This is a genomic window from Bradyrhizobium roseum (assembly GCF_030413175.1).
Taxonomy (GTDB): Bacteria; Pseudomonadota; Alphaproteobacteria; order Rhizobiales; family Xanthobacteraceae; genus Bradyrhizobium; species Bradyrhizobium roseum.
Genome location: NZ_CP129212.1, coordinates 6,402,379 through 6,417,903 on the forward strand (window position 1 = coordinate 6,402,379; position 15,525 = coordinate 6,417,903).

General features: G+C 61.4%; 20 protein-coding genes and 1 pseudogene. 12 read left to right on the forward strand and 9 right to left on the reverse strand.

Annotated elements, in window-relative coordinates; all coding sequences use genetic code 11:
- The first annotated feature begins 210 nt into the window (after nucleotides 1–210).
- Nucleotides 211–603 (forward strand): cytochrome c-550 CycA, encoded by a 393-nt coding sequence (cycA, locus tag QUH67_RS30320; RefSeq protein ID WP_300943160.1) that lies wholly within the window; start codon nucleotides 211–213, stop codon nucleotides 601–603.
- A gap of 57 nt (nucleotides 604–660) precedes the next feature.
- Here cycA and QUH67_RS30325 read toward each other — a convergent pair whose 3' ends face one another.
- A complete protein-coding gene (locus tag QUH67_RS30325; protein ID WP_300943161.1) occupies nucleotides 661–1,623 on the reverse strand; it encodes an alpha/beta fold hydrolase in 963 nt (320 codons plus the stop codon).
- A gap of 261 nt (nucleotides 1,624–1,884) precedes the next feature.
- On the opposite strand from QUH67_RS30325, the gene QUH67_RS30330 reads away from it, so the two are divergent.
- Entirely contained in the window at nucleotides 1,885–2,064 is a 180-nt protein-coding gene (locus QUH67_RS30330) for a hypothetical protein (RefSeq protein ID WP_212417885.1), read from the forward strand.
- On the opposite strand, the pseudogene QUH67_RS35045 reads toward QUH67_RS30330, so the two are convergent.
- The 3 genes and pseudogenes from QUH67_RS35045 to ykgO all read right to left on the reverse strand — a co-directional run.
- Nucleotides 2,061–2,283 (reverse strand): annotated as a pseudogene (locus QUH67_RS35045) (hypothetical protein); the annotation flags it as partial. The gene QUH67_RS30330 and the pseudogene QUH67_RS35045 sit on opposite strands and share 4 nt — an antisense overlap.
- A 48-nt stretch (nucleotides 2,284–2,331) precedes the next feature.
- The gene (locus tag QUH67_RS30335; protein ID WP_300943162.1) at nucleotides 2,332–2,991 is read right to left on the reverse strand and encodes a tetratricopeptide repeat protein; all 660 of its coding nucleotides are present in this window, start codon (nucleotides 2,989–2,991) and stop codon (nucleotides 2,332–2,334) included.
- A gap of 110 nt (nucleotides 2,992–3,101) precedes the next feature.
- On the reverse strand, nucleotides 3,102–3,227 hold the full coding sequence (gene ykgO / locus QUH67_RS30340) for a type B 50S ribosomal protein L36 (RefSeq protein ID WP_002718645.1): 126 nt from the start codon (nucleotides 3,225–3,227) through the stop codon (nucleotides 3,102–3,104).
- A gap of 423 nt (nucleotides 3,228–3,650) precedes the next feature.
- Between ykgO and QUH67_RS30345 the strand changes: the two genes are divergently transcribed.
- The 4 genes from QUH67_RS30345 to QUH67_RS30360 all read left to right on the forward strand — a co-directional run bounded on the left by QUH67_RS30345 (nucleotide 3,651) and on the right by QUH67_RS30360 (nucleotide 6,015).
- Nucleotides 3,651–4,595 (forward strand): acyl-CoA desaturase, encoded by a 945-nt coding sequence (locus QUH67_RS30345; protein ID WP_300943163.1) that lies wholly within the window; start codon nucleotides 3,651–3,653, stop codon nucleotides 4,593–4,595.
- A gap of 176 nt (nucleotides 4,596–4,771) precedes the next feature.
- Nucleotides 4,772–5,026 carry a FitA-like ribbon-helix-helix domain-containing protein gene (locus QUH67_RS30350; RefSeq protein ID WP_300943164.1) on the forward strand — a complete coding sequence of 85 codons (255 nt, stop codon included), beginning with the start codon at nucleotides 4,772–4,774 and terminating at the stop codon, nucleotides 5,024–5,026.
- 12 nt (nucleotides 5,027–5,038) lie between these two features.
- Nucleotides 5,039–5,461 (forward strand): type II toxin-antitoxin system VapC family toxin, encoded by a 423-nt coding sequence (locus tag QUH67_RS30355; protein WP_300943165.1) that lies wholly within the window; start codon nucleotides 5,039–5,041, stop codon nucleotides 5,459–5,461.
- 137 nt (nucleotides 5,462–5,598) lie between these two features.
- On the forward strand, nucleotides 5,599–6,015 hold the full coding sequence (locus tag QUH67_RS30360; protein ID WP_300943166.1) for a DUF1236 domain-containing protein: 417 nt from the start codon (nucleotides 5,599–5,601) through the stop codon (nucleotides 6,013–6,015).
- Between the two features lie 58 nt (nucleotides 6,016–6,073).
- Here the strand turns inward: QUH67_RS30360 and QUH67_RS30365 are convergent, their stop codons facing one another.
- Entirely contained in the window at nucleotides 6,074–6,796 is a 723-nt protein-coding gene (locus QUH67_RS30365) for an isochorismatase family protein (RefSeq protein WP_300943167.1), read from the reverse strand.
- Between the two features lie 192 nt (nucleotides 6,797–6,988).
- On the opposite strand from QUH67_RS30365, the gene QUH67_RS30370 reads away from it, so the two are divergent.
- From QUH67_RS30370 to QUH67_RS30380, 3 genes are read left to right on the forward strand one after another with little or no spacing between them, the layout of a single operon-like run.
- Complete coding sequence (locus QUH67_RS30370) at nucleotides 6,989–7,837, forward strand: hypothetical protein (protein ID WP_300943168.1); 849 nt, start codon at nucleotides 6,989–6,991, stop codon at nucleotides 7,835–7,837.
- A complete protein-coding gene (locus QUH67_RS30375; protein ID WP_300943169.1) occupies nucleotides 7,830–8,459 on the forward strand; it encodes a type II toxin-antitoxin system VapC family toxin in 630 nt (209 codons plus the stop codon). Before QUH67_RS30370 ends, QUH67_RS30375 begins: the two co-directional genes overlap by 8 nt.
- Nucleotides 8,460–8,465: 6 nt before the next feature.
- The gene (locus tag QUH67_RS30380; RefSeq protein ID WP_300943170.1) at nucleotides 8,466–9,536 is read left to right on the forward strand and encodes a PIN domain-containing protein; all 1,071 of its coding nucleotides are present in this window, start codon (nucleotides 8,466–8,468) and stop codon (nucleotides 9,534–9,536) included.
- Nucleotides 9,537–10,704: 1,168 nt separating this feature from the next.
- On the opposite strand, the gene QUH67_RS30385 is transcribed toward QUH67_RS30380, so the two are convergent.
- Together QUH67_RS30385 and QUH67_RS30390 are read right to left on the reverse strand one after the other, a co-directional pair.
- Nucleotides 10,705–11,139, reverse strand: a complete 435-nt coding sequence (locus QUH67_RS30385; protein ID WP_300943171.1) for a MaoC family dehydratase — start codon at nucleotides 11,137–11,139, stop codon at nucleotides 10,705–10,707.
- 11 nt (nucleotides 11,140–11,150) lie between these two features.
- Nucleotides 11,151–11,660, reverse strand: coding sequence for a MaoC family dehydratase (locus QUH67_RS30390; protein WP_300943172.1), 510 nt, complete (start codon nucleotides 11,658–11,660; stop codon nucleotides 11,151–11,153).
- Between the two features lie 99 nt (nucleotides 11,661–11,759).
- Between QUH67_RS30390 and QUH67_RS30395 the strand changes: the two genes are divergently transcribed.
- The 3 genes from QUH67_RS30395 (at nucleotide 11,760) to QUH67_RS30405 (ending at nucleotide 13,955) form a co-directional block, all read left to right on the forward strand.
- Nucleotides 11,760–12,644, forward strand: a complete 885-nt coding sequence (locus tag QUH67_RS30395) for an amidohydrolase family protein (RefSeq protein ID WP_300943173.1) — start codon at nucleotides 11,760–11,762, stop codon at nucleotides 12,642–12,644.
- Nucleotides 12,645–12,707: 63 nt separating this feature from the next.
- On the forward strand, nucleotides 12,708–13,445 hold the full coding sequence (locus tag QUH67_RS30400) for a haloacid dehalogenase type II (RefSeq protein ID WP_300943174.1): 738 nt from the start codon (nucleotides 12,708–12,710) through the stop codon (nucleotides 13,443–13,445).
- A gap of 9 nt (nucleotides 13,446–13,454) precedes the next feature.
- Complete coding sequence (locus tag QUH67_RS30405; RefSeq protein WP_300943175.1) at nucleotides 13,455–13,955, forward strand: YbaK/EbsC family protein; 501 nt, start codon at nucleotides 13,455–13,457, stop codon at nucleotides 13,953–13,955.
- Here the strand turns inward: QUH67_RS30405 and QUH67_RS30410 are convergent.
- On the reverse strand, nucleotides 13,937–14,308 hold the full coding sequence (locus QUH67_RS30410; RefSeq protein ID WP_300943176.1) for a cysteine rich repeat-containing protein: 372 nt from the start codon (nucleotides 14,306–14,308) through the stop codon (nucleotides 13,937–13,939). The two genes, QUH67_RS30405 and QUH67_RS30410, sit on opposite strands and share 19 nt — an antisense overlap.
- 123 nt (nucleotides 14,309–14,431) lie before the next feature.
- Nucleotides 14,432–15,421, reverse strand: a complete 990-nt coding sequence (locus QUH67_RS30415) for a tripartite tricarboxylate transporter substrate binding protein (RefSeq protein ID WP_300943177.1) — start codon at nucleotides 15,419–15,421, stop codon at nucleotides 14,432–14,434.
- Nucleotides 15,422–15,525: the final 104 nt, after the last annotated feature.

The window sequence follows — 15,525 nt, forward strand, 5'->3', positions numbered from 1 at the left end:
CGAATAACGATTTGTGGTGGCAAATCAAGCACGTCTGCCGCGCTTTGGGTAGGCCGTCCAAAGGTCGGATTGCCACGGCCCGGCCGATCAGTTCTCTCTGGGACAAGTTTGCGATAGTGAAACCTGTCAAGGTTTCGTGGCTTGTCCTGTTGAAACAGGCCTGCCACAAGAACCTGCCTCTGTGACCCGGGAAGAAACGAAGAGCACCGCATGAAAATATCGATTTTGAGCACGCTGGTTGTCGCCGCCTCGTTGACCGCAACATCCGGCGCGCTGGCGCAGGACGTCGCCGCCGGCAAGACGTCATTCAACAAATGCCTAGCCTGCCACGCGATTGGCGAAGGCGCCAAGAACAAGGTCGGCCCTGCGCTGAACGGGCTGGACGGCCGCAAGTCCGGCACTGTCGAGGGCTACAATTATTCAGATGCCAACAAGAATTCCGGCATCACCTGGGGCAAGGACGTATTCCTCGAATACATCAAGGACCCAAAGGCAAAGATTCCCGGTACCAAGATGGTGTTCGCCGGCATCAAGAACGAGAACGAGGCCAACAATCTCTGGGCCTATGTTGCCTCGTTCGACAAGGACGGCAAGCAAAAGTGAGGACCGCGTTCACCCTGCCCTGCACGGGCAGGGGGGCGATGTGAGCGGCCAACCGCCTCAATGCGCCGCCGCTTCTGCGCCTGGCGCCAGCACCGAGATCATCATCTCGACCTCGGCAACGACGCGATCGGGAACGGCATACTGAACCATGTGGCCGACATCAGGCAGCACGATCAGTTTGACGTTCGGCGCGGCAGCCGCGAACGGGCGCGAGTGGATGTTGGTCGATACCGTCTTGTCGACAGCGCCGGTGATGATCGTAACCGGCGCCTGGATCTCGGCATAGCGCGACGCCTGCGCGGCGACCGCCGCCTTCAGCGTCATCAGGTCGTGCGCATTGGCGATGAATTCGCGTGGTCGCAGCAACAGGGGCGTGGCGGTGTTTTTGACGAAGCCGTCCGGCATCGGCTGGGGTTGGAATACGCTCCGCGCGCCCGGCTCTGCCAGCAGGAGGCCAAGCGGCAGCGTGATGGTATGGGCCAATAGCGGGCCGATCACCGGGGTGGCGATCAGCCGGTTGTAGCTCCCGACACCGCCGGGCCATGGGTAGGCCACCGGCGCCAGCATCACCAGGCCGGCCACGGAAGCCGGGTAGTCCAGCGCGATGCGTCCCCCCAGTGCGCCGGCCCAGGAGTGCACCACGAAGATCGCGCTGCGGACGCCGAGCTTGCCCAGCCCCTCTTCGATCATGCGGGCCTGAATCTCGGGGGTCGAGTCCTCCGTACGGGCGCGGGTGCTCCAGCCATGCCCGGGACGGTCGATCAGGATCACGCGGTGCCTGCGGGCCAGCCGCTCGCCGACCGGCTGCCGCATCACCTCGAGATTGGAGCTTGCGCCGTGGATCATCACGATCGGCGGACCGGCCGCCTCGCGCGGGCCGATGTCGAGAATATGGAGGGTGCCGCCCGCCACCTCGACCATGGTGCCCCGGGCGGGATGGTCCCGCTCGCTAAGGAAGACGCCGGCTCGCGTGACCAGCGCCAGCACCGCCAACGCCGCCACGAAAATCACCACCAACATCGACGATTCCCGGCCAATTTTCTGCACCAGCGAGTTACGGGCCGGACCGGTGCCGGTTTCGGACGTTGTCCACAGGACCTGAAATCTGTGGATAGCGGGGTCATCATGACGTCATCAGCAACTTTATACAGTGGCGCTGACACTTTCGCCATTTCTGCGCGCGCCTCATGGCCAAGTAGTCGGGCGCCTGCGACACACCCGGTATCCACAGGAGCAGGGTCTCACTACAAATTGTTCCAGCGTAAACTCGGAGAAGTACCCATGATTTCCGACGCAAGCGAAGCGGCCATCGATCAGATCGTCGCGAGCTGCAATGGCGACATCCGCGGCGCCCTCAAGGCGCTGTTGCGTGTCAACGAGCAGCTTGAAGCGGAATTGGCGCAGTTCTACGCCGCCGTAGGCCTCGACGGCATGGCTCGCGGCAGCAACGCGGTGCACTAGGTTTTTTTGGGGCCGAAGCGTTTTCTGACGCGAAGCGGCTCGAAAACGGCTTGATCGGATTGTTTCTCGTGATCCTGCGTGGTTGCGGGCGGCTCTTTCACCGCCGGGCAACCGGAAATGGTCGAACGGGCCAGCTTGGCATGGTCGGGCGACCGATAGGGTCCGTTTCCGAACCAGATTCACCACCGACCTGACGGGGTTGCTCGTGACGATCTCGCACGTCCAGCGGTGCGACGTTCCCGCCGGCAGGGCCGGATCAGGCACGCCTCAGATATCGCGGCCTTCGACCTTTTCGGTCAACGTCTTGACCAGGTCCGGCACTTTTTCGAGGTGCGGGTTGACCGCCAGCGCCTTGCGGAATGCGTCGAGCGCGCGCTTTTCGTCGCCGATTTCCTGCATGATCATGCCGAGGCCCGCCAGCGCGCCGAAATGCCGGGGCTCCCGGATCAGCACTTGCCGGATATCCTCCAGGGACCGGTTGTAGTCGTTCTTCAGGTAATGCAGCGTCGCGCGCCGGTTCCAGGCCTCGACATAGTCGGGGCGCAGCTTGATGACAGAATCGAGCAATTTCAGCGCGACGTCGACTTTCTGCGCCTCCATCGCGCTCTTGGCGCGCAGCATCAACAGCGCCGCCGTGTCGCTCGGGGTCTTCATCCACAACGCCCAGATCCGCGCCTCGACATGCTTGGCGCTGGCCTCATCGGGGGCGGCCTTGAGTGCGCCGAACAGGAAGTCCAGCCCACGGGTGCGATCCGCGCCGATATTGGGAAGCTTGCTCGGCGGTTCCGGCAATTTCTTCTGGGCTTTTGGCGGAGGAACGACCTGGGCGTTGTTCTGCGCGTAAGCCGGCACGGCTGCCAGGACAGCAGCGGCCACGAAAACGGCTGTGGTGACGGTCCGGCAGCTACCTGGGAATCTGAAAACCATGCGCCAAGTCTAGACGTACAAAATCGCGCCGCAAGGGCAGCGCGTCGTCAAAGACTTGTGAAACGTGGAAAAAACCGCGCGGCACCGGCGAGCCTGACCAAGCCTCGGGCTTAACCCTGGCGGGCCTTGAAGCGGCGCTGCACCTTGTTGATCACGTAAACCCGGCCCTTGCGGCGGACCAGACGGTTGTTGCGGTGGCGACCACGCAGCGATTTCAACGAGTTACGGACCTTCATGGGACAATCCTGATGCTTTGAAAGGCCGTGTTGAAGGCCGAACCTGAGCTACCCGAAAGTGGCAAATGGGATTTATCCCGAAAGCGGCCAACCGCCCGGGACAGCGGGGTTTCTAAGCCATCGCAGGCCTTGATGTCAATTAACCCGTCGCAACTCTCGGGACGCCGCAACAATCACTGGTCTCAAACGTTATGCAGCTGATTCAACGGCCGTTTTTGGGCAGACCGCAGCGTCAAATAGCCTCGGATTTATGAACGCGATCCAGGCTCCGCCCCCCGTATAAGACGAATCGGCCCGGAACGACGCCCGCCAGAACTCCGATAGAATGGAACCGATTTCGGCATGACGACCGCTCCAAGGCCGCCCACAAGAATCGCTGTTCTCGCGCCCGACGCCCCTCTCCCACCGCTCAAAGGCTTCCGGATGTCGCTGCCGGCGGGGGTCCACCCGTTCAAGCTGAACTGGCCTTACATCATCGGCATCGGCGCCTATCACGCCGTGGCCGTGCTGGCCTTCATGCCCGGCTATTTCAGCTGGAGCGGTCTCCTCGTCGCGATCGTCGGCACCCATCTGTGCGGGCTGCTTGGCATCAACCTCTGCTACCACCGGCTTCTCACCCACCGCGGCCTGAAATGTCCCAAATGGCTCGAGCACGCCATGGTCGTCATCGCGATGTCCTGCCTGCAGGAAACCCCGGCGCGCTGGGTCGCCATTCACCGCCGCCACCATCAATTCGCCGACGAACAGCCGGACCCGCACTCCCCGCTGGCCGGCTTCTTCTGGAGCCACATTGGCTGGCTCCTGGTCCATCAGCCGGAGCTCTCGCGGCTCGGCATCTACGAACGCTATGCCAAGGACATCCTGCGCGACCGCTTCTACGTCGCGCTCGAACGCCATCACGGGCTGATCTGGATCAATCTGCTGCAAATGCCGCTGTTCTTCGGCGCGGGCTTCGCTGTCGCGTGGCTGTCAGGAGAAACCGCGGCCGCGGCGGCCACCACCGGATTGAGCATCCTGATGTTCGGCGTGTTCGTGCGCACGGTGCTGGTCTGGCACATCACGTGGGCGATCAACTCGGTGACTCATGTATGGGGATATCGGAACTACGAAACCGACGAGGACAGCCGCAACAACCTCGTGGTCGGGCTGATCTCCAACGGCGAAGGCTGGCACAACAACCACCACGCCGATCCACGTTCGGCGCGACACGGCCATCGCTGGTGGGAGATCGACAACACCTGGCTGACGATTCGCTTCCTGGCCTGGCTTGGCCTCGCCAAGGACGTCGTGCCGCCGAGCGCTCACCTTGCGAAGCAGGCGACCGGCAGCAAGCTGACGACCCGGGGGCAGACCGGCGTGCCTGAATAGGCTTCGTCGGGCGGGGCGCCCGAATCAAAAACATCGAAAACAACCCCATGCAAAGTAGAAAAGCCCCGCCCGCCCGGAGGTGTTTTGATACCTCGCGTTAACGGCGCCCTTCTTGAAAAATGATATCATTTATCCTATTTTGATAGCATCGCAGTCATTCCATGGAGGCCGCCATCATGGCCGCTGTCACCATCCGCAACCTCTCCGAGGAGGCGCATCGGGCGCTGAAGGTCCGCGCGGCCAAGCACAATCGCAGCACCGAAGCAGAAATGCGCGCCATTCTGGAGGCCGCCGTCCGTCCCGAGGGCCGCTTGCGGCTCGGCACCGCTATGTCGGAGATAAGTCGGAAGATGGGTCTCACCAATGCCGATATCGAGGCCCTCGAACAGGTCCGCGATACGCGTCCCGCCGAGCCTATCAAGTTTGAATGACTTCGCGCTCGAATGGTGCTGCTCGACACCAATGTCGTCTCTGAGGCGATCAAACCCGAACCCCACCCATCGGTCATGGCATGGCTCGATGCCCAGGCGGCAGAGACGCTGTTCATTTCCAGCATCACCGTGGCCGAACTTCTCTTCGGCATCGGCGCGCTGCCGGACGGCAAGCGAAAGGATATGCTGGCAGCGCGGATCGACCGCTTGCTCGACCAGTTCGCCGGCCGCGTCGTCGACTTCGATACCCCGGCGGCACGGCGCTATGCCGATCTCGCCGTCAAGGCACGCGCGGCCGGAAAGGGTTTTCCCACGCCCGACGGCTATATCGCCGCGATCGCTGCCGCGCACGGCTTCGCCATCGCATCGCGCGACACCAGTGCGTTCAATGCCGCCGGTCTGACGGTGATCGATCCCTGGACCGTGACGAGCTGATAGGGCGTCAAGCGGCGCCTTTCCGCGCCATGACCGCCACTTGCACCGGTTCCTTCCGCCACAAGCCGAGATAGCCGGGAACGTAACCCGCTCTCGTCGCTTGTCACGCGCACACATCCATTACCATTGGAGAGATCATGATCCGCCGTTTCATCGGAATTGCTGTCGTTGCCGCCAGCGTGGCGTTGCCGTTCGCCGCCCAGGCGCAGGGCGTCCCCGGAGGCGTCGAGCGAGGCTCGCGAGAGGGCGAGCGGGCCGCAGGTCCGGTGGGCGCCATCGTTGGCGGCGTGGTGGGTGGTGTCGTCGGCGGCGTGAACGGCGTGTTGGGCATCGACGAGCGTCCGCGCTTTCGCAGCTACGTCGTCGAACAGCGGCGGCCGTCTTACCAGTATCGCGAAGATGTGCGGGTCGGCGTCGTCTTGCCGGAACAAGGCGTCACCTATTACGACGTCCCGCAGGAATATGGCGTTCGCGATTATCGCTACACGGTGGTCAACGGCCGCACCGTGCTGGTCGAACCGCGCAGCCGACGGATCGTCGAGATCGTCGAATAAATACGTCGCAGGACGGATCAAGGGCCACCTTTCGAGGTGGCCCTTTTTTGTTGGCGCTTCAGTGCTCGGCCTCCTCCGGGAGATCATCCGGGAACGCGCCGAGCCTGGCGATCATGTCGTCGGCATGAGGTCCGCCGGCCACGGCTTCGGTCAATTCGAAGAACAACGTCTTGTACGATACAAAGATGACACCGGCGGCTTTCAACCGCTCCACGGCCGCGTCGGTGCGGCTGGCGGAGGAAAACAGCAATTCCTCGACGGCGAAGACATCGAACCCGAGATCGAGCAGGCCAAGGCACGATTGCAGGACGCACACATCGGTTTCACATCCCGCGACAACGATCTGCTTCCTGTTCAGGCGCTTGAGGTAGCTGCGAATGGGCTTCTCCTTCGTGAGATCGAAGAAGCTCTTCTCGAATGACTTTGCGGCGCTGCCGAGCGTGGCCGTGACACCCGCCGGCACCGCGCCCTTACGGTCAACCGGGCGCTCCAGCGTGACGATCGTCGGAATGCGCATATAGGCGAGCAGGCGCGCGAAGCTTCCCATGTTCCTGCCCAGCCGCGCGCGGCTGCGCGGCTCGAGTTGCGCCAGGAAGTAATCCTGATAGTCGATGATCGCGCCACAACACTGATCGCCGAGGATGCGCTTGGTGCCTGTCATGGGGTGACGATAGTTCATTCGCCGCTGTTCGGCTAGAGAAGAGCGAACCAGCAGCCGCGGCGATGCCGCTGCAATCAGCGCGAATACCACTCGCGCAGCGTCGACTCGTGGCGACGACATCTAACTATTTAATGCACTGTCACCGTAATCCTGGGCTTGGCCCCCGTTCTGCGGTGCAACGCTGTTGCTCGATCTCCTGCTGGTCATCACCGCCCGTTCACCTTCTACGAAGGTTCTCGCGCCGGGGTAGAGATTGCTGGTGACGCCGCCCCGGCCTTGTGCAACTATTTACCGCCCCTAAAGAGGTCGGTGATGGACGAGCTCGTCCCAGAAGCGCTGCAAGACGGCGAACTGCGCTTTCGCGTGATTAGCCCTGTCGGCGGCGACGGGAATGTCTCTGCGAGCCTCTTTGCCGAGAAGCTGAAACGGCTAGTCTCAGCACTGCGTGCCGCCGATAAGGCACTCAATGAGGTCGTTACTCACGACTACAAGATTGCCAAGCTCTCGTCCTCAAACCCGACCGTCGTGCTTGCCGAGGCCGCACTTCCGAAGTTCGAGCATATCATGGCCGCTCGGTCGGCTATTGCGGGGTTTGAAGATTGTGCAGACGCCATCATGCGAGGTGATCGCGACAGGGCACTTCAATACGGTAATTGTGCGCATCACATTGCGAAGCTCGGTCGCGGCTCTCGTAAGAACTTCAGCTATGCAGAAGTTTGGATTGGTACGGAGATCATCCGGGTTGATACAATGCTCGTCGATCAGGCCGACACAATCACGCACATTGACCTTTACGAAAAACTGTTCGCGCCCGATGAAGAAGCAAGTTGGTTTAGGGGCTCTGCGTATGGTTCGTTCGATGGAACGATCCTCGAAGTAGACCTGCGAGGCGCTCTGCCCGAAGTTAAACTCGTACTCAACGCAGGAGGGGCCGAGATCGCCTGCGTGTTCAAGCGCGAAGATCTTGAAAAGGTTCGGGCGGCTATCGACAAGCGAGCGCGGGTTTATGGTACCGCCGTCTATGATGGCCGGTCGGGTCTGCCAGCCCGCATTAACATCGTTGACATTCAACCGATTTCACCCAAGGGCGACCTCGCGTCCTGGGCCAACACGTTTGACCCATACGAGCACCCCAGCTGGGACGAGGACCTCGGTGATTGAACATTTTTACTGGGACTCGTGCATCTTCTACTGTCTGCTGACGGGACAGCCCCCGCACCATCAGGCCGACGTGCTCGAGCTTCTTAACGACGCGAGGAATGGCAAGGCCAAAATTTATACTTCAACGATTGCGCTGGCTGAGATTAAGCCAAGGTTCCTCAAACAAAAAGGGCATCGGTCGATCAATGCATTCTTCGACACGATGCAAGGCGCGGTTTCCCTGATCGACGCAAACCCGAACATTATGACGGCAGCGGGCATATTGCGAGACTGCATTCCGACCAATCCGTCGGATGCGACGACGCAAAACCTGCGTTCTATAGGGCTTGGCGACGCCATTCATCTGCAGACCTGCCTCCATCTCAGGGACGTGTTGGGTGTGAAAGGTATTGTTTTTCAAACGTTCGATAACGGCAAGGGTAAGACATGGGAAGGGCGGTGCGTGCCGCTGCTCACTTTTGAGAAGTGGTTCCCTCAGCCACCTAAGTCTGTCGCCGATGTGTGCAGCCTGACGCGAATACTGCCTAGGTCGACTCAATCAAACCTGTTTACAACCCCAGCTATTGGCGCCGGCACGCCTGCCTTAATCTCAGGTGGCAACACTCCCGCTAAGCCTTCCTAGCGCATCATGAGTGACGAAGACGGCCGCGACCAGCTTGAGACAGACCAAGTGTTTATCGACACGCAGGTTTGGGTGAAGGAGCGGCTGAATTGGAATTCAAAATCATGTAATCGTCTTCGGGAGCTAGTTCGAACTCGTCATGTGCAGGTACTCACCACAAGCGTGACGCGCTCCGAAGTCCATAGCAAGATTGAGGAAGCCCTCCAAAATGCTCGTGGGGCAATGGACAAGCATGACGTAGTGTTGCGCCAACTTAACTGCGCCTCCGCAATGGAAGCGTTGGAAGCGCCGGACGCGTCGGCCATGCTTCATGAGCGATTTGACGCGTATATGCAATCGTTGAACGCCGTCGATGTGCCGTTGAGTAAGGATGTTTCGCAGGTGTTCGACGCGTATTTCAACGCACGACCGCCATTCAGCGCAAAGAAGAAGTCAGAATTTCCGGATGCATTTGTGGCGTTGTCACTGCAGGAACGAGCAAGGACAATTGGAAGGCAAATATACGTGGTCTCCGGAGATGCTGACTTGAAGGCTTGCTGCGCTCGCATCTCGGAGCTGATTGCCGTTGATAACCTCTCGGAAGTCATATCGAGAGCGACGGTTACGAAGGCAATTCACGACAGCATCCTGTCGTTCATGCAACGTAATCAGCAACTGGAGGCCAAATTGATCGCGTGCCTGGAGCGTGCGGACATTGCTGTACGAGGCTTGGCGAGGGTCGACGGCCGCGTAAGCATCGCTAGCAGCGAAGTGCAGTCTGTGGACCAAGTTGCAATTGCAAACCTGAATGTCATCACACGGCAAGGTGACAAGTTTACATGCGATGTGGAGTTCGAGGCGATCTTGAATATCTGGCTAGATGTTGACGTAGAACGAGTCGTCTACTACGGCGATGACGATTACGAAGAAACTAACAATTTCAGCTCTATCGTGCCGCATGTTGGTCTCTATACGGCTGAGGTGGATGTCAGGTTTGATAATGGCGCACCTGAGCGGTCTGAGATCGAATTCGTTCAATGCGAAGTCGAGATCGAGATCGACGCTGTTGAGATAGACGAGCTGAGGCGTCACAGGTAGAGGAGTGTCTGCGAGCGGCGGTCTGCACAACACGATTGATTGTGGAAGTCGCCCGTTCGGCCATGTTAATACGAACGTAAAGTGAAATTGCATTCATAAGTCATTGTGATCATTCGCTTTGATCATTTGCCTAGTGCTGGGGTGTTTTTGCAGTTCACGCCGTACAGCGCCCCATTCAAGCCGGTGTGAAAACGACACGCGTCCCCAGTCATTACGGTGACAGTGCACTTAACTCTCGTCGATGCCCGGAGTTGTCGCGATAACCCGGGCTGCCATCCCGCATACTACGAGCGCGGGCTGGCAACACATCAGAACACCGCAAAAAATAAGTGACGTTCGCATACTCCCCATATTTTGCGCAATCGAACGCAACTTGTCGTGGGGAGCAAGCCCGCAGGGTACGCGTCCCGAAGGGGAGGTATCCTTGGTCTTGGCCTTCAGCCAAGCTCGACCAGCCTTCCGATCACGTCCAGCTTGAATTACCGAGGAACCGACCGGCGCGCGCGCCAGTTTATCTCCGAATGCATCAACGGAGGTGCTTATGCGCCGGTCCAAAGCAGTTCTCACGACACTCTTGATTGCCTGGCTGTCAACCGGAGCTTCCTTTGCGCAAGGTGGGGGAGGCGGTGGCGGCGGTGCGGGCGGTGCCGGGGCGGGCGCTGCCGGCAGCGGCAGTGGCGGCGCTGGTGCGGCAGGCGCAGGAGGCGGACAAGGAGGCACGGGCACGGCCGCCGGTGCTGGTGGCGCCGCTGTGGGAGGCGGCCCTCCGGCCGGCCCCGTCGGCGGCGGGGCCCCGGCTGGAGCTGTCGGTGGTGGAGCTCCGAGACCCGCGGCGGCAGCCACTTCACCCGCCGCTCCTCAGTCTCCCCCAACGTCACCAAGCCAAAATCCCCCGACCAGCGGCGGGGTCATCGGCGGAACGACAGGTACGCCACCCGTGGGCGCAGGCGGCCCTGCTCCGGCGGGGTCTGCACCGGCCTCAGGGCAGGCATCGACTGCACCAACGCCCCCCGAAACCTCGAAGAGGGGACTGTCCGTGCCTGCAGAAGATGGCGTGTCCTCAAAGACCGTCCCCGCTCGTCCATGCAGCACGGCGGCGCGGGAAACCGACGGCACGACGACGTGCGTGGGTCTTCCAGAACGCAAATGAATATCCGCACCGCCGGTACTAACGCGGAAACTCCACCATCGCCTCGCCGGTCGCGACCTTCTCGCCGGCCTGGTTCTTCACCATCACGTCGATCAGCACCCAGCGTGAATTCTGCGTGGTCTGCTTCGACTTGATGATTCCAGTCGGCTGGATGGTGTCGCCGGGCTTCACAGGCTTGACCCACCTTGTTTCCAGCCGGCGATGGATCGCGCCGGCCGGATAGGACCAGTCGGTGATCATCCGCGAGATCAGCCCGAAATTGTTCATGCCGTGCATGATGATGCCGCCGAAATTAGTCTTCCCGAACGAGCCCTTCATGTAGTCGTCGTCGAGATGCAGCGGGTTGTAGTCGAGCGAGGCATCGCAAAACAGGCGGATGGACTCGCGGCTGACGGCGAAGCTGGGGCCGTCGATGACGTCGCCGGCGGTGAGATTTTCGAACGTCGTGGTCATGGCGCCCTCCCCTATACCGGCCGGATGGTCCAGCCGCGGCCGGAGCAGATCACGTCGCCGCGCTGGTTGAAGAAGACGTTGTCGTGCACCACGAACAGCCGCTCGCGCTTGATGAACTTGTCGAGCGCGCGGGCCTGCAGGGTGATGACGTCGCCCGGCCGCGCCGGGATGTTGTAGCTCCAGGACTGCCCGGCATTGACGGTGCCCGGCGAGCGCATCCAGTCATCCGCCGGCGTGCAGGAGAACATCAATAGGATATGGATCGAGGGCGGCGCGATCAGCCCGCCATAGCGGGTGGTTTTGGCGTAGGCCTCGTCGAAATAGATCGGGTGATCCTCGCCGACCGATTTGCAGTACAGTTCGATCGCTTCCTTGGTGAGCGTGTAGGGAATGGTCTTGCGCGGCTCGCCGGGAACGATGTCGTCCCAGGACTTGCGCAGATTGGCGTCTTTCCAGAAATCGGTCTCGAAGGCCGCTATGCCTTCAGAAGAGACTTGGCCATCCGACGAAACTTGGGCCATGCCACGCTCCCTTGTTGTTTTTCTTCTGCCGCCTTGCGGAATTTGTTATATAGTATAATCAATTTTCCAGAACCAAAAATCAAGCGCCGGGGAAGCCAGATGCCCAAGCTCAAACTGCCCGATATCGAGAAAGTGGTGGCGATCGACATCCACACCCACGCGGAAGAGCCCTGCGGCATGCATGGCGACGATGGCTACGACGATTTCCAGGCGCAGATGGCCGACTATTTCAAGTCGCCGCACAAGCATCCGCCGACCGTGCCGGAGACCGCGGCCTACTACCGCTCGAAAAACATCGCCGCCGTGATCTTCCCGGTCGATGCCGAACGCGAGACCGGTTTCCGCCGCTACAACAATTACGAAATGCTGGAGGTCGCCTCCGACCATCTCGACGTCCTGATCCCGTTCGTCTCGATCGATCCGCACAAGGGCAAGCTCGGCGTGCGCGAAGCGCGCAAGCTGATCGAGGAATACGGCGTGCGCGGCTTCAAATTCCATCCGACCATGCAGGGATTTTACGCCAACGACCGCATGGCCTATCCACTGTACGAAGCGATCAACGAGGGCGGCGCGATCGCGCTGTTCCACACCGGACAGACCGGCGTCGGTTCGGGCATGCCCGGCGGCATGGGCATGCGCCTGAAATATTCCAACCCGATGTACATGGACGACGTGGCGGCGGACTTCCCCGATCTGAAGATCATCCTCGCCCACCCCTCCTTCCCCTGGCAGGAAGAGGCGCTGTCGGTCGCGACCCACAAGCCGAACGTCTATATCGACCTCTCCGGCTGGTCGCCGAAATATTTTCCGCCGATCCTGGTCCGCTACATCAACTCGATCCTGCAGGACAAGATGCTGTTCGGCTCGGACTGGCCGGTGATCACGCCGGACCGCTGGCTGGCGGATTTTGCCAAGCTCGAGATTCGGGAAGATATCCGGCCGAAGGTGCTGAAGGCCAACGCAAGGAAGATTTTAGGGATCTGAAGGCATATCATCGGCGCCTGTCCGGTTCATGACCAACCTGATCGACGCACGAAAGCATCAATCATGACCATCAAAGCCGTCGTCTTCGATGCCTATGGCACATTGTACGACGTCCAGTCGGTGGCTGACGTCACCGAGGAGGCGTTTCCCGGCTATGGCGGGATCATCACGCAAATCTGGCGCATCAAGCAGCTCGAATACACCTGGCTGCGCTCGCTGATGCGGCGCTACGAGGATTTTTCGGTCGTGACGCGCGACGCGCTGGCCTACACGCTCGGCAGCCTCGGGCTGGAATATGACGACGAGACTTTTGCGCGCATCATCGACAAATATCTGCATCTCGATCTCTATCCGGATGCGCTCGCGGCGCTTTCAGCGATGAAGGATCGCAAGCTTGCGATCCTGTCCAATGGCAGCCCTGATATGTTGAATGCGCTGGTGCGCAACAGCGGGCTCGACCTATTGCTCGATGCGGTGATCAGCGTGGACGCCAAGAAGAGTTTCAAGCCGAGCCCCGAAGCCTACATGCTGATCGAGGAGGTGCTGCATGTGCCGCCGGCAGAGGTTTTGTTCATCTCCTCCAACCCCTGGGACGCCTGTGGCGCCAAGGCGTTCGGGCTGAACGTCGCGTGGATCGAGCGGGTGACGCCGGAAAAGATGGCACTGGCCTGCCTCGAAAGCGAGACGCTGCCGCCATTGACGATGTTTTGGGCGCTGCGTACCCAGATGGATGAACTCGGCGTCGTCCCCGATCACCGGATCCACGGCCTCGCCGAACTGCCCGCGCTGCTGTCTGCATAAGGTCCCGAAATGAGTCTTGAGTCCGTCCGCGCCTTCTTCGCCGAGAAGGCACCCGATATTGCGGTGATCGAGTCCGAGATGAGTTCCGCGACGGTGGCACTGGCCGCCGAAGCCTATGGCGTCGAGCCGGCGCGGATCGCCAAGACATTGAGCTTACGCGTCGGCGAGCGCGTCGTGCTGATCGTGGCCGCCGGCACCTCGCGGATGGACAACAAGAAGGTGAAGGCGCTGTTCGGCGTCAAGCCGAAGATGCTGGGGCTCGACGAGGTCGCCGAGATCACCGGGCATGAGGTCGGCGGCGTCTGTCCGTTCGGATTGAAGACGCCGCTGCCGGTTTATTGCGACGTCTCGCTGAAGGCGTTCGACATCGTGGTGCCGGCCGCGGGCTCGACCCACAGCGCGGTCAAGATCACGCCAATGCGCATGGCCGAACTGACGTCGGCCGAGTGGGTCGACGTCTGCGAACTCAGGCCCGCGCCGGAAACGCCAGCCTACTCGTCTTCCTCATAATACGGTCTCGGCTGCGGCTGCACGGCCGGCGGAGGCGGTAGCTGTTGCTGCGCGCGGCCGCGCGGCGCCATCTGCTGTCCACGCGGCGGCGGCATGCGGCTGGCCTGCTGCTGTTCGGCGCTGGAGTCGAACACCGCGCGGCAACCACTCGAGAGCTGCGGCGTGTTCTGCTGCAAGCAGGCCACGATGCGGCCGACATCGGGAACCTTGTCGCCGCACAGACGCCAGACGTCCGGCGTGCAGGCCATCTGCTGTTCCCAGGTTCCGCGATTTTCCTGCGACGATGCGGAGGTAGCGGCGCCGATGCCGGCGATCGCAACGGCAAGGCTGAGGACAATCCGCTGCGTTGGCATGGATGGCGTCCTTTCTCTTCGGTTTTCAATTGACGCGGGAACTCCGCGGCGATGAGCATCAAGCCTGCCGAATGAATGCGGCCACGCGACGTTGGTGCAAACAAAAAAATGTGAAGCGGTTCCCTATTCCACCTTGCCGATCTTCTTCACTGCTGCGACCAGGCGCGCACTGTCTTCCGCGACGAATTTTGAAAACGCCGGCGCGTCCTGATAGGCAACGGGGCTGCCCGCGGTCTCGAACGTCTTGACCACTTCGGGGGCTTTTACCGCCTGCGCCATCGCTTCGCGCAGTTGCGTCATGATCGGCGCCGGCAACGCCGCCTGCGCGAACAGTCCCGCCCAGATGTAGAACTCGACATCCTTGTAACCGAGTTCGCGGAAGGTCGGCAGATCGGGAAAACTCCTGACGCGTTCGGCGCCCCAGTTGGCGAGCACGCGCATTTTGCCGTCATCGACCTGCTGCTTCAGCGTACCCGGCGCCGACGCCACCGCCTGCACGGTGCCGCTCAAGAGCGCGGTCAGCGCCGGGCCGGCGCCGCGGAACGGCACGTGCAGCAGCTTGATGCCGGCGCTCGCCGCAAACATTTCCATCGCCACATGCAGCGTGCCGTAGGGACCGGACGAGCCGTACGGAATCTGCCCGGGACGCTTCCTGGCGTCGTCGACGAATTCCTGCAGCGTCTTCCACGGCGCCGACGCCGGCACGGCCAGCAGCGTCGGATCGGCGAGCACGCGCGCGATCGGCGCGAACTGCGAGACTTCATAGGCGACCGGCCGATCGAACAGCCGGTCGGCTTCCGGCAGCACGGCGAGCGAGGACAGCGTCATCAAGAGCGTATGGCCATCCGGCTCGGCGCGCGCGGCCGCCGCATTGCCGACCGATCCGCCGCCACCGCCGGCGCGGTTGTCGACGATCACGGGCTTGCCGAGAATCCGCTCCAGCGCGAGCGCCACCGGCCGCGCCGCCAGATCGGCCTGGCCGCCGGGCGGGAACGGGACGATCATGGTGACGGTGCGCGAGGGGTATGGGCTTTGCGCGAAGGCGGTGTGGAAGAGCGCGGTGTGCGCCAGCGGCAGCGCGGCAGCGGCTTTCAGAAGTTCGCGGCGGTTCATGGGTGGTTGCCTCCCGGATTATTTTCGTTGTTGAAGGCAGCCTAGCTCAATCAACAGGTCTCGCGATAGTGCTCGGACCCACCCGCCCCTTGAGGGGGCGGGTC

What these genes read in the sequence shown, in the direction of transcription:
- QUH67_RS30350 (WP_300943164.1), top strand. Translation starts at nt 4,772, where the DNA reads ATGGCCGCTGTCACCATCCGCAACCTCTCCGAGGAGGCGCATCGGGCG.
- QUH67_RS30365 (WP_300943167.1), bottom strand. Translation starts at nt 6,796, where the DNA reads ATGTCGTCGCCACGAGTCGACGCTGCGCGAGTGGTATTCGCGCTGATT.
- QUH67_RS30335 (WP_300943162.1), bottom strand. Translation starts at nt 2,991, where the DNA reads ATGGTTTTCAGATTCCCAGGTAGCTGCCGGACCGTCACCACAGCCGTT.
- QUH67_RS30410 (WP_300943176.1), bottom strand. Translation starts at nt 14,308, where the DNA reads ATGCCAACGCAGCGGATTGTCCTCAGCCTTGCCGTTGCGATCGCCGGC.
- QUH67_RS30330 (WP_212417885.1), top strand. Translation starts at nt 1,885, where the DNA reads ATGATTTCCGACGCAAGCGAAGCGGCCATCGATCAGATCGTCGCGAGC.
- QUH67_RS30400 (WP_300943174.1), top strand. Translation starts at nt 12,708, where the DNA reads ATGACCATCAAAGCCGTCGTCTTCGATGCCTATGGCACATTGTACGAC.
- QUH67_RS30395 (WP_300943173.1), top strand. Translation starts at nt 11,760, where the DNA reads ATGCCCAAGCTCAAACTGCCCGATATCGAGAAAGTGGTGGCGATCGAC.
- QUH67_RS30390 (WP_300943172.1), bottom strand. Translation starts at nt 11,660, where the DNA reads ATGGCCCAAGTTTCGTCGGATGGCCAAGTCTCTTCTGAAGGCATAGCG.
- QUH67_RS30370 (WP_300943168.1), top strand. Translation starts at nt 6,989, where the DNA reads ATGGACGAGCTCGTCCCAGAAGCGCTGCAAGACGGCGAACTGCGCTTT.
- QUH67_RS30325 (WP_300943161.1), bottom strand. Translation starts at nt 1,623, where the DNA reads ATGTTGGTGGTGATTTTCGTGGCGGCGTTGGCGGTGCTGGCGCTGGTC.
- cycA (WP_300943160.1), top strand. Translation starts at nt 211, where the DNA reads ATGAAAATATCGATTTTGAGCACGCTGGTTGTCGCCGCCTCGTTGACC.
- QUH67_RS30355 (WP_300943165.1), top strand. Translation starts at nt 5,039, where the DNA reads ATGGTGCTGCTCGACACCAATGTCGTCTCTGAGGCGATCAAACCCGAA.
- QUH67_RS30345 (WP_300943163.1), top strand. Translation starts at nt 3,651, where the DNA reads ATGTCGCTGCCGGCGGGGGTCCACCCGTTCAAGCTGAACTGGCCTTAC.
- QUH67_RS30360 (WP_300943166.1), top strand. Translation starts at nt 5,599, where the DNA reads ATGATCCGCCGTTTCATCGGAATTGCTGTCGTTGCCGCCAGCGTGGCG.
- QUH67_RS30405 (WP_300943175.1), top strand. Translation starts at nt 13,455, where the DNA reads ATGAGTCTTGAGTCCGTCCGCGCCTTCTTCGCCGAGAAGGCACCCGAT.
- QUH67_RS30380 (WP_300943170.1), top strand. Translation starts at nt 8,466, where the DNA reads ATGAGTGACGAAGACGGCCGCGACCAGCTTGAGACAGACCAAGTGTTT.
- QUH67_RS30415 (WP_300943177.1), bottom strand. Translation starts at nt 15,421, where the DNA reads ATGAACCGCCGCGAACTTCTGAAAGCCGCTGCCGCGCTGCCGCTGGCG.
- ykgO (WP_002718645.1), bottom strand. Translation starts at nt 3,227, where the DNA reads ATGAAGGTCCGTAACTCGTTGAAATCGCTGCGTGGTCGCCACCGCAAC.
- QUH67_RS30385 (WP_300943171.1), bottom strand. Translation starts at nt 11,139, where the DNA reads ATGACCACGACGTTCGAAAATCTCACCGCCGGCGACGTCATCGACGGC.